Annotated in this window: 13 protein-coding genes; 7 read left to right on the forward strand and 6 right to left on the reverse strand. The window is 34.7% G+C overall.

What is annotated here, in order from left to right:
• Window positions 1-124 precede the first annotated feature (124 nt).
• Window positions 125-1354 carry an NADH-dependent flavin oxidoreductase gene (locus AB1J10_RS08615; protein ID WP_046206594.1) on the reverse strand — a complete coding sequence of 410 codons (1230 nt, stop codon included), beginning with the start codon at window positions 1352-1354 and terminating at the stop codon, window positions 125-127.
• Between the two features lie 308 nt (window positions 1355-1662).
• On the opposite strand from AB1J10_RS08615, the gene AB1J10_RS08620 reads away from it, so the two are divergent.
• The 7 genes from AB1J10_RS08620 to AB1J10_RS08650 all read left to right on the forward strand — a co-directional run bounded on the left by AB1J10_RS08620 (window position 1663) and on the right by AB1J10_RS08650 (window position 8480).
• A complete protein-coding gene (locus AB1J10_RS08620) occupies window positions 1663-2667 on the forward strand; it encodes an LLM class flavin-dependent oxidoreductase (RefSeq protein WP_064209145.1) in 1005 nt (334 codons plus the stop codon).
• Between the two features lie 26 nt (window positions 2668-2693).
• Window positions 2694-3026, forward strand: coding sequence for a glycine cleavage system protein H (locus AB1J10_RS08625; RefSeq protein WP_046206596.1), 333 nt, complete (start codon window positions 2694-2696; stop codon window positions 3024-3026).
• A 3-nt stretch (window positions 3027-3029) separates the two neighbouring features.
• Complete coding sequence (locus tag AB1J10_RS08630; RefSeq protein WP_105873967.1) at window positions 3030-3818, forward strand: protein-ADP-ribose hydrolase; 789 nt, start codon at window positions 3030-3032, stop codon at window positions 3816-3818.
• Entirely contained in the window at window positions 3811-4695 is an 885-nt protein-coding gene (locus AB1J10_RS08635; protein ID WP_046206598.1) for an SIR2 family NAD-dependent protein deacylase, read from the forward strand. Before AB1J10_RS08630 ends, AB1J10_RS08635 begins: the two co-directional genes overlap by 8 nt.
• A 9-nt stretch (window positions 4696-4704) precedes the next feature.
• Window positions 4705-5727: a lipoate--protein ligase gene (locus tag AB1J10_RS08640; protein ID WP_107520715.1), complete on the forward strand. Its 1023-nt coding sequence runs from the start codon at window positions 4705-4707 to the stop codon at window positions 5725-5727.
• A 317-nt stretch (window positions 5728-6044) separates the two neighbouring features.
• Entirely contained in the window at window positions 6045-7034 is a 990-nt protein-coding gene (locus AB1J10_RS08645; protein ID WP_070037112.1) for a Gfo/Idh/MocA family protein, read from the forward strand.
• Between the two features lie 225 nt (window positions 7035-7259).
• Window positions 7260-8480 (forward strand): putative glycoside hydrolase, encoded by a 1221-nt coding sequence (locus AB1J10_RS08650; RefSeq protein ID WP_046206601.1) that lies wholly within the window; start codon window positions 7260-7262, stop codon window positions 8478-8480.
• A gap of 103 nt (window positions 8481-8583) precedes the next feature.
• Here the strand turns inward: AB1J10_RS08650 and larC are convergent, their stop codons facing one another.
• From larC to AB1J10_RS08675, 5 genes are read right to left on the reverse strand one after another with little or no spacing between them, the layout of a single operon-like run.
• Window positions 8584-9759: a nickel pincer cofactor biosynthesis protein LarC gene (gene larC / locus AB1J10_RS08655; protein ID WP_369003099.1), complete on the reverse strand. Its 1176-nt coding sequence runs from the start codon at window positions 9757-9759 to the stop codon at window positions 8584-8586.
• 17 nt (window positions 9760-9776) lie between these two features.
• Window positions 9777-10535, reverse strand: a complete 759-nt coding sequence (gene larB / locus AB1J10_RS08660) for a nickel pincer cofactor biosynthesis protein LarB (protein ID WP_046206603.1) — start codon at window positions 10533-10535, stop codon at window positions 9777-9779.
• A gap of 32 nt (window positions 10536-10567) precedes the next feature.
• The gene (gene larE / locus AB1J10_RS08665; RefSeq protein WP_192948046.1) at window positions 10568-11377 is read right to left on the reverse strand and encodes an ATP-dependent sacrificial sulfur transferase LarE; all 810 of its coding nucleotides are present in this window, start codon (window positions 11375-11377) and stop codon (window positions 10568-10570) included.
• 42 nt (window positions 11378-11419) lie between these two features.
• The gene (gene larA / locus AB1J10_RS08670) at window positions 11420-12682 is read right to left on the reverse strand and encodes a nickel-dependent lactate racemase (protein ID WP_046206604.1); all 1263 of its coding nucleotides are present in this window, start codon (window positions 12680-12682) and stop codon (window positions 11420-11422) included.
• Window positions 12679-13842, reverse strand: coding sequence for a 2-keto-3-deoxygluconate permease (locus AB1J10_RS08675; RefSeq protein ID WP_070658059.1), 1164 nt, complete (start codon window positions 13840-13842; stop codon window positions 12679-12681). Before AB1J10_RS08675 ends, larA begins: the two co-directional genes overlap by 4 nt.
• Window positions 13843-13858: the final 16 nt, after the last annotated feature.

Raw genomic sequence — 13858 nt, forward strand, 5'->3', positions numbered from 1 at the left:
TTCTATAAATTTTGTGAAAATGATGATAAAAAGCAGCCGCAAAAATTAGAACTCTAATTTTCGCGGCTGCTTTTTAAAACGGTACATATGCTTTAAGAATCATGGTTCTTATATCGTGGAAGTCTTAAGTCTCATTTTCATGATCTACTTCCTTATAATTTACTGCATCATAATTTGTTTCAAGTTTACGCAATTCATCTCGAGTTTCTTTCTTTAATCCTTCACCGTAATCCATCATTTTTACAATATCTTTAAAAGCAGCATAAGGAATTGCCAATTCATCTATATCTTCCAAGGTTATATGCAAATCAATGTCTTCTGGTCTTTGTTCTTTTAATTTGGTAACAAAGTCTGGTTCAGTTACAAATGGTGATGACATGCCCACCATATCTGCATTTTGTAAGGCGTCTAAAGCGCTATCCGGAGAATTAATCCCACCACTAGCAATGAGCGGAATGCGTCCGTTAAGATATTGATAAACGACTGCATTGACATATTCTCCGTTATATTTTCCTTCAGAACGTACTTTGTTTTGATAGATTTGACGTCCCCAACTTGCAATCGCTAAATATTGAATATTGGCAGTTTCTAGCACCCAGTCTAAGTGACGGTTAAACTCATCAACAGTGTAACCTACATCACTACCTCGTGTTTCTTCGGGCGTGGCACGGTAACCTAAAATAAATTGTGGGGGTGCTTCTTGATCAATAACATTCTGAACAGCTTTTAATATTTCTAATTCAAAGCGTGATCTATTCTCTAAATTTTGACTTCCGTATGCATCAGTCCTTAAATTTGAGAAAGTTGAGAAAAATGTTTGAATTAATAGGCGTTGTGCAGCTGAAATTTCAACACCGTCAAATCCAGCTTTAATTGCGCGTGAGGTTGCATCTGCGTATTGTTGTATTACGGATTTGATTTTGTCTGTAGTCATAGATAAAACTTCATGCTTAATTGGTGAGTTTAAGGTCATTGCACTTGGTCCGTACACCTGACCAAAGTTTAAAATTGCTTGATTTGAAAAACGGCCAGCATGCGTAAGTTGTAGTATTGCTTTGTTTCCGTCTTGTTTCATGGCTTTGGCTAAAGTAGTTAAGCCAGGAATACAACTATCATCAGTAATGCTAAAACCATATTCAAATAATTGTCCATAAGGTTCAATATAAGCGGCGCCAGTAACTTGAAGTGGTGCTGAATGTGCACGACGTCGTGCATAGTTAATATCTGCCTCTGTGATATGTCCGTCCTGTGTAGAAGAATTAGTTGTCATTGGAGATAAAACAAAACGGTTGTTTAAGACAATACCATTTGGCAAAGTGAGTGGCTTTAATAAAGTATTGTAATTCATATTCATAATTATAACCTCTATCTTCGTTGTTATTATTAATTTTAAAGTAACACTTAAATATAAAAGGGTCAAAACTAGGAAAAGTAAAAAATTTTTAAGCAAAATCTAACAAAAATTCTCTATATCCGTTATCCTATAAGGTGTAGACAATTTAAAGTGGACGTATCGTATGTTGAATGATGCAAAGTGTATTGTGGTACTGCGTTGCATTTATCTTAACTGAAAGTTATAAGATACTCAAATATACTCGCTTTAAGTGCAATCGTTAACAAAGCATATTGTATGATGTATGATTGGTGGAGGTGGTAGTTCACGTGGTTCAATTTAATGTGTTAGATTACGCTGTGATTGATGAAGGCAAATCTGCCGAAGAAGCTTTACAAGATACTGTTCATTTAGCACAATTAGCTGACAAACTCGGCTATAAACGATTTTGGCTAACAGAACATCATAATGTACCAGCATTTGCATGTAGTAGTCCTGAATTATTAATGATGCAAATACTGAATAAAACACAGAACATTGCTCTGGGGTCTGGTGGGGTGATGTTACCTCATTACAGCCCGTATAAAGTTGCCGAAAACTTTCGTATGTTAGCAGCACTTCATCCTGAACGTGTCGATTTAGGTATAGGCAATAATGCAGGTACTGCTCAAGTGAAAGCAGCGATGAATGAAACAAAATCACATTTTTTAGACTACGGGCAGTCTATTGAAGATGTGAGACATTATTTAACAGAGCAACAGACGCAGCAACGGCATCATCGCGTTGTAGCACAACCAAGTACGACATTTATTCCAAGTATGTGGTTGCTCAGTACCAGTGTAGCATCAGCTAAAAAGGCAGGTGCTCAAGGTATGGGGTACACATTAGGTACTTTTCTATTACCTAATGCGAAAGCAATAGATAAAGCAAAAGATAGTGTGAAAATGTATAGAGACGCATTTCAACCATCGTCATTAAATATGGTGCCATCTGTGATGATTACTGTCTTTATTGCATTGGCTGATTCAGCAGAAGAAGCGGAAACTTTAGCCCAAAGTTTAGATATATGGTTATTAGGCAAAGAACAATTTGCTGAGTTTGAGCGTATGCCCTCTCCTGAAACAGCACAATCTTATCATTGTACAGAGAAAGATGAGCGACAAATCGCTCAAAGTCGTGCACGTATCATTGTAGGCACAAAAGAAAGTGCGAAGCCACAAATCGATCGTATGATTCAAGATTTTAATGCAGATGAAGTCATGGTGGTACCTTTGATACCGAGTATTGAAGCACGTTGTCGAGCTGTTGAATTGCTTGCAGAAATATATTTATAAAATATTAATGAAGGGAAGTATTTATGATGAAAAAATTAGCGAATTATTTATGGGTAGAAAAAGTAGGAGCACAATATGTTTATAGTATGACACCAGAGTTACAAGACGATATAGGTACCGTTGGTTACGTGGAATTTATAGGGGACGATGAAGTAAAAGTAGATGATGAAATCGTAAGTATTGAAGCTTCTAAAACAGTCTTAGATGTTCAATCTCCATTAGCTGGTACAATTGTAGAACGAAATACAAAAGCAGAAGATGAACCAACAATTTTGAATTCAGAAAAACCTGAAGAGAACTGGTTAGTTAAATTAGAAAATGTTGATGAAGCAGCATTTAACGCTCTACCAGAGGCATAATATATGCAACAACAAGAACGCTTAGCTTATTTAATTGAATATTTATGGCGTGAAGCACACGGTGAAGCAACTTTAAATTTGCCAGAAGATGAACCAACGCGTTGGGAAATGTATAGAGGGCTAACAAATGTAAGAGCACCCCAACCCATTGCTGACACTTATTTAGACGTGCAAGATGCATATTTACGAGCGATGAATCGTCAACATGTTACGCATATTGATACATTGTCGCCAATGATTGGTGACGATGTATTTTTATGGCAAGGAGATATCACTCAACTCAAAGTAGATGGGATTGTGAATGCAGCAAACAGTCAATTACTAGGTTGTTTTGAAGCCAATCATAATTGTATTGATAATATCATTCATACTAAAGCCGGGGTACAGCTACGTTTGGCATGTCATGAAATCATGGAAGCACAAGGGAAAAAAGAAGGTATAGGAAAAGCTAAAATAACATCAGGATATAATTTGCCAGCCCAATATGTAATTCATACAGTAGGGCCGCAAGTTCGCAAATTGCCAGTATCTGAGATGAATAAAGATTTGTTGGCGCGCGCATATCGAAGTTGTTTAGAAATTGCAAAACAACATTCACTAAAAAGTATAGCGTTTTGCTGTATTTCTACAGGTGTGTTTGGCTTCCCACAAGCAGAAGCTGCAAAAATAGCCATTAACACCGTATTAAATTATAAAAAAGAGTATCATTTGGATGATATAAAGATAGTTTTTAATGTGTTCACTGATACCGATGCACAATTATACAAGGAGGAGCTAAAACGTTATGACTGAACCAACATGGCGTGTCATGTCAGCAAATCAAAGTTGCCAATCTGACGTATTAGCACAAGCTATAGATGAAGCGGATGCAATAGTTGTTGGCATAGGGGCAGGTATGTCTGCATCAGATGGGTTTACGTATATAGGAAAAAGATTTACTCAAAATTTTCCGGATTTCATAGAAAAATACGGATTTTTTGATATGTTACAAGCAAGTCTGCATACATTTGAAAGTTGGCAAGAATACTGGGCATTTCAAAGTAGATTTGTTGCATTGAATTATTTAGATCAACCAGTAGGTGCATCTTATGTTGCGCTAAAAGAAATACTAAAAAACAAAGCGCATCATATTATTACTACTAATGCAGATAATGCGTTTGCAGTAGCAGGATATGATTTGAACAAAGTGTTTCATATTCAAGGTGAATATATCCTATGGCAGTGTAGTCAACATTGTCATCCCCAAACCTACCGAGACGATGAGGCAATCCGTCAAATGATTCAAGCGCAATCAAATATGGAAGTACCGCGTGAACTCGTGCCACACTGCCCTAAGTGTGATGCACCTATGGAAATTAATAAGCGAAAAGCACAAGTCGGTATGGTAGAAGATGCAGATTTTGAGGCACAATTATCTCGTTACAATCAGTTTCTTGAAAATCATAAGACAGGCAAAGTCTTATATTTAGAAATTGGTATTGGCTATACTACACCGCAATTTGTGAAGCATCCTTTTCAACGTATGACAAGGCAAAATCCTGATGCATTATTTATGACATTAAATAAAAAAGCATATAGAATTCCTCAAAACATACGCGAAAGAACGATACATTTAACGGACGATATTTCGACATTAATTTTAGAAGCAAATAATAAATTAACAAAGTAGGAGAAAACTATGTATTTAATTGAACCGATTCGTAACGGTGAATATATAACAGATGGTGCAGTTAATACTGCAATGCAAGTCTATGTTAGTCAAAATATATTTTTAGATGATGATATTTTATTACCTTATTATTGTGATCCAAAAGTGGAAATAGGTCGTTTTCAAAACACAGCAGTAGAGATTAACCAAGATTATGTAGATGAACATGGTATACAAGTGATGCGTCGTGAAACAGGAGGTGGCGCAGTTTATGTGGATCGTGGTGCTGTGAATATGTGCTGTCTTTTACAGAATGATCATTCGATATATGGTGATTTTCAAAAGTTTTATGAGCCAGCAATTAAGGCGTTACATAATTTAGGTGCTACCGAAGTCATTCAAAGTGGACGTAATGATTTAGAGATTAATGGAAAGAAAATTTCTGGCGCTGCTATGACTTTAATCAATGGACGTATCTATGGAGGTTACTCACTTTTATTAGATGTTGATTACGAAGCAATGATTAAAGTTTTAAAGCCGAATCGTAAAAAAATTGAATCTAAAGGAATTAAATCTGTTAGATCGAGAGTTGGAGCTATTCGCGAACATTTAGCAAATGAATATCAAAATATTACAATACATGAGTTTAAAGACTTAATGATTAAACAATTATTGGGCTTAGACGATATCAATGACGTTAAACGTTATGAATTAAGTGAAGCGGACTGGCGTGCGATAGATGAAATGGTGACAAATAAATATAAGAATTGGGAATGGAACTATGGACGTTCCCCGCGCTATGAATATAATAGAGATGCGAAATTAGCGGCAGGTACCATTGATATTACACTAGCTGTTGAACATGGTCGCATCAAGGCATGTCGTATTTATGGTGATTTTTTTTGTCAAGGTGATATTAGAGAAGTTGAAAAGCAACTTATCGGTGTTCGAGTTGTTAAAGCAGATTTGTTTGATGCTTTAAGTAAAATGGATATTCCTTACTATTTCGGTAAAACGTCAGCAGAAGAACTTGTTGATTTAATTTTAAGTTAATACTAAAAGGAAACATTAGCTGAAAGCAATGTAGCAGTACATGACTTATATACGAGCAGTTATTTCTTGGGAAATAGCACAAAAAAGGATTAAAGAGTTGTTAGCTAAACATATAAAATTGTCGTGAAATATTCAAATGTAACGATAGAAAAGATGATGAAATGAACAAATAAACTGTGACGTATTATGTTTTATAAGGTTGGACAGGTAAATGCCACAGCCATTAATATCGTTATAGATGATTTAATTTTATGATTCAAAAATTGTAGATATTTCATTATAGACAATAAATTTTTATGATAAAAAAGGGGAAATTTATGAATATAGGTATAGTTGGAGCCGGAAAAATTGTAAAAGAAGCATTGCCAGTGATGTCAGAGATACCAGAAATTCATATACAAAGCATAGTGACTACTGGACGTAATCCTGAGAATGTAGCTCAATTGCAAAAGCAATTTGATATTAAGCAAGTCTTTGAAGATTTTCAAGCGTTTATAGAAGATGAAAAGATAGACACTGTTTATTTGGCTGTTCCCAATCATCTTCATTTTGATTACGCACGTAAAGCTATAGCAAAAAATAAGCATGTGATTTGTGAAAAACCTTTTACATTAACCACAGAGGAGCTTATCATACTTAAAGATTTAGCAGAGCAACAAAAGGTGATTATTATTGAAGCGATTACCAATTTGTATTTAAGTAATTATGATGTACTTAAGCAAAGTATACCAGAAATTGGAAATTGCAAAATTGCTCAGTTCAACTATTCACAGTATTCCTCAAGATTTGATGATTTTAAAAATGACATTATTCAACCCGCATTTGATCCGAGTAAGGGTGGCGGTGCATTAATGGATATTAATGTTTACAATGTTCATTTAGCAGTAGGCTTATTTGGTAAACCTAATAAAGTGACATACTTTGCAAATATTGAAAAAAATATAGATACTTCTGGTATCTTACAATTAGAATATGAAGAGATGAAAGTAGTTTGTATTGGGGCTAAAGATTCTAGTTCTGATAATCAATCTTATATTCAAGGAGATAAAGCAACAATCAATCTTAAAGGTCCTACAAATGAGTTGAATGCATTCGAATTAAAATATCACACTGGTGGTACACAGTATTATCAGGTGAACGCACACAAGCATCGAATGTACGAAGAATTTGTGAAAATTGAAAAAGTAATTCGGGAACAAAACATTATATTTGCAACAAGACAATTAGAGCATAGTATTCATGTACTAGATGTGTTAGAGCAAGCATTAGCGAGTGCCAATTTAAGTATTGGGCCTTCAATTAAGTAAAAGTTGAGCACAGCTGAATTGATAATATTAAAAATAATAGCTTAAAAGACAGAAATAAGTCGTCAATCCTGTAATTGATAACTATTTCTGTCTTTTTTTATAAATAAAAGTTCGGAATTTACATTGTTTAAAATATTAAAATGATATAATATGTGTAGTGTAATACTTATTTGTGATTTAAATGTTTTTGTCTTTGAATTGATTAAGGGAGAGGGAGATAATTCAATGAAGGTATGGAAATTTATAGTGATATTATTTGTGACCGTATTAATGATGTCAGCTTGTAACAGTGGTTCTAACAATGAGAAAGAAACAAATGAAGGTAAAGAAAGTTCAAACAAATCAAAAAAGCATACATATAGTGATGTTGATTATCCAAAAGATGGTGTGAAAGGTATCTATGTAACACCGGATTCAGCAAAAGGGGAAAATTTTGAAGAACTTATACAATTTATAAATGAAACTGAATTAAATGCCATGGTAATTGACGTTAAAGATGATGAAGGAAATATAACGATGGACTTTAAAAGTGACAATAAATTGATTAGCAGCAATACAGTGAATCGTGTTGACGTAAAAAAAGTCATAAAAGCAATGGAAAAAAACAATATTTATCCAATTGCACGTATTGTTACATTTAAAGATTCTAGATTGTCTGAAGAAAAACCTGATTGGTCATTTAAAACGTCTGATGGTAATGTTTGGGAAAGTGAAGGTGGGGATAGTTTTTTAAATCCTTTTAATGATAAAGTATGGAAATATAATATTGCAGTTGCAAAAGAAGCGGCTAAAGCAGGATTTAAAGAAGTTCAATTTGACTATGTTCGATTTCCTGAAGGATTTGAAAACAAAGATAAATCACTACAATATTCAAATGGAAAGTATAAAAATAGTGATTTAAACCATGTTGAGCAACGTGTAGATACGATTACTAATTTTTTGAAAACTGCACGTAAAGATTTAAAATCATATGATGTTCAAACATCTGCGGATGTTTTTGGTTACGCAGCTACGGTTAAAGAAACACCAGGTATTGGGCAAAGCTTCCCTAAAATCGCCAAAAATGTAGATGTCATTTCATCGATGATTTATCCTTCTCATTGGAGCCCAGGAGATTTTGGATTAGAAGCGCCAGATACAGAACCATATAAAACAGTGGATCGTTATCTTGATAAAGAAAAAGAAGCACTGCAAGGTATCGACCCTAAAAAGGTTAAATCTCGTCCATGGCTTCAAGATTTTACAGCCTCTTATTTAGGAGAAGGGCAGTATAAATCCTATGACAAAGCGGAAGTAACTGCACAAGTACAAGCGTTAAAAGATCATAATATTCATGAATTTTTATTATGGGATGCTTCTGCTGACTATACGAAAGGCGCCGATTACAATCCATCAAAATACACCAATCCGGATGCTCAAAAGCCAGAAAACGCTAAAAGTAATTAAACATATTAACTACTAAGATGAAGTAAGCCTATAACTGAAATTCTATAAATTTCAGTTATAGGCTTATTCTATTAGTACTTATGTGGCATAAGGTTTAAGAAATTCAGTCAAATTGTATATGTTTTTGAATCTCTTGATTAATATGATTGTATACATGTAAGAATGGTTTATTTGCTTGAATTGCAGTGTTTCGCACATCTTCAAATTCTGGTTTTGCCTTAATTATTTTTCCATTTAACATGGCTGTTTTTACTAAAATCGCTCCATAATTTGTATGAATTGTTTCGAATTGTCTATGGAGTACTTTACGATTAACCGTGTAACTTCTAATTCCTAATGTAGATGTATTTTTTAAAACATAGTCTTCGAAAAATTGTGCATTTTCTAATTTACAAATGACTGTGATTTGAGTGGCTGGTCTGCTTTTTTTCATGGTGATAGGTGTGAAGTATGCATCTAATGCACCATCTTCTAAAACTTGTTCAAGAAAGTAACTTAACATCTCAGCAGACATGTCATCTATCTGACTTTCTATTACTTGGACTTGTGTTGGTGTATTGTCTTTAGTTTTAAATTGAATTGCTCTTAAAATGTTTGGAAAATCAAAGTCTTTGGTGCCACTTCCATAACCAATTTCTTCTATTGTGACAGAAGGTAAAGGACCAATTTTAGATGCTAATGCTTTAATAAAAGCTGCTCCGGTTGGCGTCGTTAATTCGCTATTAATATCAAAAGAAGCAAGCGGTATACCTTTTAAAATTTCTGCCGTTGCTGGTGCAGGCACAGGATATAATCCATGAGCGATATTTATTTTACCTCCACCTGTTGGAATTGGGGAAGCGTGTAACTCATCAATTTTCAAATTTTCTAAAGCAAGGCAACCGCCGATAATATCGATAATGGAATCCATAGCGCCTACTTCATGAAAATGTACTTCTTCAACGGACATCCCATGAATTTTAGCTTCTGCGTGAGCAATCGTATCAAAGACTTTTTGGCTTCGTACTTTAACTCTTGCGGGTAAATCACTATCCTGTATCATTTTTGTAATATCAGAAGCTGTTCTATGGTGTGTTGTTTCACTAAAATCAATATCTAGTTGTTTGGCTTGAATACCTTGCTTGGTTTGATTAGAAAAGTGCAATTTAAAATCATTAAGTGGCAACTTTTGTAAATGAGATTCAATGTAAGCTATATTTGCACCTAAGTCTACTAGAGAAGATAGCAACATGTCACCTGCAATACCCGCATGGCAATCTAAATATATTGTATTCGTCATATCATTCACTCCATCCCTTAATGTTGTTCCAACATATTGACAATCATAGCAGCGTTATAACCACCGCCAAAGCCATTATCAATATTAAGTACACTAGAACCAGGTGCACATGAATTGATCATTGATAATAATGTAGTGATACCATCTAGATTTGCACCATAACCAATACTTGTTGGTACGGCATAGACAGGATGGTCAACCAAGCCAGCAACTACACTTGCTAACGCGCCTTCCATGCCAGCTATTACTACAGATACATTGCAATTGCGAATATCATCAATATGAGCGAAAAGACGGTGGATACCAGAAACTCCAACATCGTAAAATCTCTTTACTGAGATTCCCATTACTTCTGCTGTTATAGCAGCTTCTTCCGCTACAGGAAGGTCAGACGTACCTGCACAAATAATAGCAGCTTGACGTTGTGTCTTGGTAATATGCTCTAAAGATGTACAAACGATTTGTGCTGTTGCATGATGTACCAATTGAGGATATGTTTCACAAATAAAATGGGCTTTTTCATTATTAACACGAGTAATTAAAATTGTTTCTTCGTGTAATATTAATGAGTGAATGATTTTCACTAGTTGTTGCTCAGTTTTACCTTCTCCAAATATTACTTCTGGGAATCCTTGTCGCTTTCTACGATGTAGGTCGATTTTTGCAAAACCTAATTCATCATATTGACTTAATTCTGATTTAGCCTCAGATATTGATAATTGATCTGATTTTACTGCTTGCAATAATGATTCGATGGAATCATATTTATCTGTCATAGTTAAACCACCTTTATACTATAGCGTTAAAATTAAGATTGTATGACCTCATTCATACTACCAGTACGATAGCCTTCTAAATCAATTGTGACATAGTCAAAGCCAAGCTCTTTAAGTCGTAGTGAAATTTGGTCTTTATGTTGAATCATCGTAACAATATCTGTTTCATCAACTTCGATACGTGCTATGTTGTCGTGATAACGTACTCTCACGTTATTAATATCTAAATCTAAAATGAATTTTTCAGCTTCATTAACTTTATTAACTTTGTTGAAACTAAGTGGTTCACCATAAGGGATACGAGAAGCTAAGCTACAAAGTGCAGGCTTATCCCAAACCGGTAAGCCATTTGATTTGCTTAGTTCTCGTACTTCATCTTTATAAAGTTCAACTTCTTGTAAAACGCTTCTCACCCCGTATTCAGATCTCGCTTTAAGACCTGGTCGGAAATCTGAAATATCGTCCATAATCATGCCGTCTAACACATAATTGAATCCAAATGTTTTTCTTAACGCTTCTAGTTTTGCGTATAATAAACATTTGCTGTAATACCAACTGTCGGGTGTGTTTTTTATGATGTGTGGGTCTTTTAATTCTGCTATTTCCGTCTCTACGATATCTGCATTTAACGTGTTTCCAAGTTCTATAGCCTGATTAAATTCTTCGTTTCTAAATAGTTCTGATTTAACTATCACTGCTTTTACATTATTGGTACCTAATACATCAATTGCTTTTTTCAGAACTAAGCTACTATCGACACCGCCTGAAAAAGCAATAACTACTGTCTCCATTTCTTTTAAAAGCATTTCAAGTTTAAATTCTTTATTCTGTAATTTAGTCATCATTTAAATTTCCTCCTTAAATATTTTTGGACGTATTGAAAATTATGATTCTACATACGGTATGGTAAGTGGGCCGAGTGGCATAACGCCAATAGTCATGTCTTTCCCATATTGTCGTTCTAAAGTTTTTAATGTTGCTTCAATATTTGAAACAGGATGTAACATAGCATCTTTTGCTTGTTGATCAGTTAATTTGGAATATAAATACACATTGGCAAAAGTTTGAATCACAGCTTGTTTTTGAACTTGCCACTGATCTAGCATGGCGAAGTTTGGATCATTAATCATTTTGACAAGTGCTTCTGGGGTGTCTGCCATTTTCAGTATTTCTGCATAATTACCATGATTTGGAAAACCATCGCTGCATTCAGATAACATGATAATACTGCCGCCTTCTTTAACCACTTTATGAGCAGCACTCATTCCTTTAACTGTTTGATATAAATTTTGGTCAAGTGGATAACCAGAATTAGATGCGATAACGACGTCAAAGCGATGGTCACATTTGAACATAGCGTGTTTTTTAGCATAAGCACATCCCAAATCATGTGCTTTATACAGTTCTCCAGCAAAGACTTCTGTAATTTCTTTTTCTTTGTTCAATGTTACATTGAGCATAAAGTCAGGTTTGCACATGGCATTAATTTCTCGAGTCATATCTTGTACTGGATTGTCTGTCATATTCCCCCAAGTAGAACGAATATCACCGATCATTTTGGCATTGTGAAATGTCATAATCGTTTCTATACCTGCAATACCAGGCATGATTCCTTTTGGTCCTCCTGAAAATCCAGCAAAGAAATGTGGTTCTATAAAGCCAGTTACAATTTTGAAATCAGAATCTACATAATCTTTGTTTAAATAAACATCACAGCCATATTTACTATGGCCAACTTTTTTTAAAGTTTGCTTATCATTACAATGATTATGTACAATTCTAATATTGTTTACGATATCTTCACCTAACATTTGTATCAATTCATCTTTAGTTTGATCTCGATGTGTACCAGTACCATTAATGATAACAATATTTTCTAAAGGTACATGTGCAAGGCATTCTATAATAAGAGGTACAAGTATATGATTGGGTGTAGGGCGCGTGATATCACTAATAACGATTGAAACAGTCTGATTGGATTTTACTAAATCTTCCAGCGGATCCGAATTTATAGGATTCTTTAATGCATCACGTATGGCTTGTTTATCATTTTCGAGTGCAGGTATAGGTGTTGGCTCTATTAAGACGCAGTTTTCAGGTAATTCTATATTAAGGTTTGACTTTCCATATAATATTTCTGTATTCAAGGTCGATCTTCCTCCTTATATGAAGCGCTTTCATAAAAATGTGATTTTATTTCCGCATTAGAATGTGTTTGGGTCGATTGAGTAACATATTCCTTTGTTCCATATATTCCTTTACTTTTTTGATACCTATCAATCAATATGACTGCTATTGGACATAATATTGCTGTAGTAATAGCCGAAATTGAAATTTGTGCTGTGGCGATAGGTGCTACTTTCTCAATCATAGCATACTCACTTTGACTCAGATTACCATTTGCGAGCGCCGTAGAAGCAGCAGCAACTACTGCAGCAGGTGTAGATACTGCGTTACCTGCTGTAGATGATTCAGAAATTGGTGCAATTACACTCTTTTCTTTAAATATTTTAAAGGCAATGATACCAGTAAATGCGGTACAAATAAAGGTTAATACTGCTAACGTTAAGCCTCCTGATAATACGGAAAAATTAAAGAATTCAGCTAAATTCATACCAGCACCTAAAGAAAAGGCGAAAAAGGGGATGAGTATGGTTTCACCTGGACGTAAAAACTCTGATATTTTAGGGTCAAGATTGCCTAATATCATGCCTATACTTAAAGGTAAAAGCACAGAAATAAATGAAATGATTGGAAAGCTTGTACCAATAAATCCCAACGAAATCAAAGTTAACAATGGTCCATCATTAATAGCAAGTATGGACAGGCCACCAACATCTGAACGATTCCCATAAGTACTTGTTAAAGCAGCATACATGCCACTATTACTATTTGTCATTGCTGCGATGACAGCAATTGTAGACAAACCGAATAGTCCACTCCAAGGATCAAATAATGAGCCTAATAGGAGTCCTACTGCTAACCCAGAAAAATATTTCGTTGTTGTTAATAGCATACCTTTTTTTAAGGCCTTACCGCCAATTTTTAAATTCATTTGACTTCCTACACAAAATATAAAAAGTGCAATTAAGACAAGAGCACTATCTTTGAATAGTTCTTGTGAAAAACCCCCAATTTGAAGCATTTCGTAATATCCTTGTTCAGTTTTAGGTGCGCCCAGTGACTTAAGTAGGTTCATTATAGGAGTTAAATGTAATTGGTCAACGGTGTTTATTGTAGCGCCTAAAAGCAACGGGACTACCATCAATCCTCCAGGAATTTTTTCTATTGTATCTTTAATTCTCATAACTAACATCCCCTTA

It is taken from the genome of Staphylococcus cohnii species complex 1663 (assembly GCF_041008415.1).
Taxonomy (GTDB): Bacteria; Bacillota; Bacilli; order Staphylococcales; family Staphylococcaceae; genus Staphylococcus; species Staphylococcus ureilyticus.

What these genes read in the sequence shown, in the direction of transcription:
- larE (WP_192948046.1), bottom strand. Translation starts at nt 11,377, where the DNA reads ATGACTAAATTACAGAATAAAGAATTTAAACTTGAAATGCTTTTAAAA.
- larC (WP_369003099.1), bottom strand. Translation starts at nt 9,759, where the DNA reads ATGACGAATACAATATATTTAGATTGCCATGCGGGTATTGCAGGTGAC.
- AB1J10_RS08645 (WP_070037112.1), top strand. Translation starts at nt 6,045, where the DNA reads ATGAATATAGGTATAGTTGGAGCCGGAAAAATTGTAAAAGAAGCATTG.
- larB (WP_046206603.1), bottom strand. Translation starts at nt 10,535, where the DNA reads ATGACAGATAAATATGATTCCATCGAATCATTATTGCAAGCAGTAAAA.
- AB1J10_RS08640 (WP_107520715.1), top strand. Translation starts at nt 4,705, where the DNA reads ATGTATTTAATTGAACCGATTCGTAACGGTGAATATATAACAGATGGT.
- AB1J10_RS08675 (WP_070658059.1), bottom strand. Translation starts at nt 13,842, where the DNA reads ATGAGAATTAAAGATACAATAGAAAAAATTCCTGGAGGATTGATGGTA.
- AB1J10_RS08630 (WP_105873967.1), top strand. Translation starts at nt 3,030, where the DNA reads ATGCAACAACAAGAACGCTTAGCTTATTTAATTGAATATTTATGGCGT.
- AB1J10_RS08635 (WP_046206598.1), top strand. Translation starts at nt 3,811, where the DNA reads ATGACTGAACCAACATGGCGTGTCATGTCAGCAAATCAAAGTTGCCAA.
- AB1J10_RS08615 (WP_046206594.1), bottom strand. Translation starts at nt 1,354, where the DNA reads ATGAATATGAATTACAATACTTTATTAAAGCCACTCACTTTGCCAAAT.
- AB1J10_RS08625 (WP_046206596.1), top strand. Translation starts at nt 2,694, where the DNA reads ATGAAAAAATTAGCGAATTATTTATGGGTAGAAAAAGTAGGAGCACAA.
- AB1J10_RS08650 (WP_046206601.1), top strand. Translation starts at nt 7,260, where the DNA reads ATGAAGGTATGGAAATTTATAGTGATATTATTTGTGACCGTATTAATG.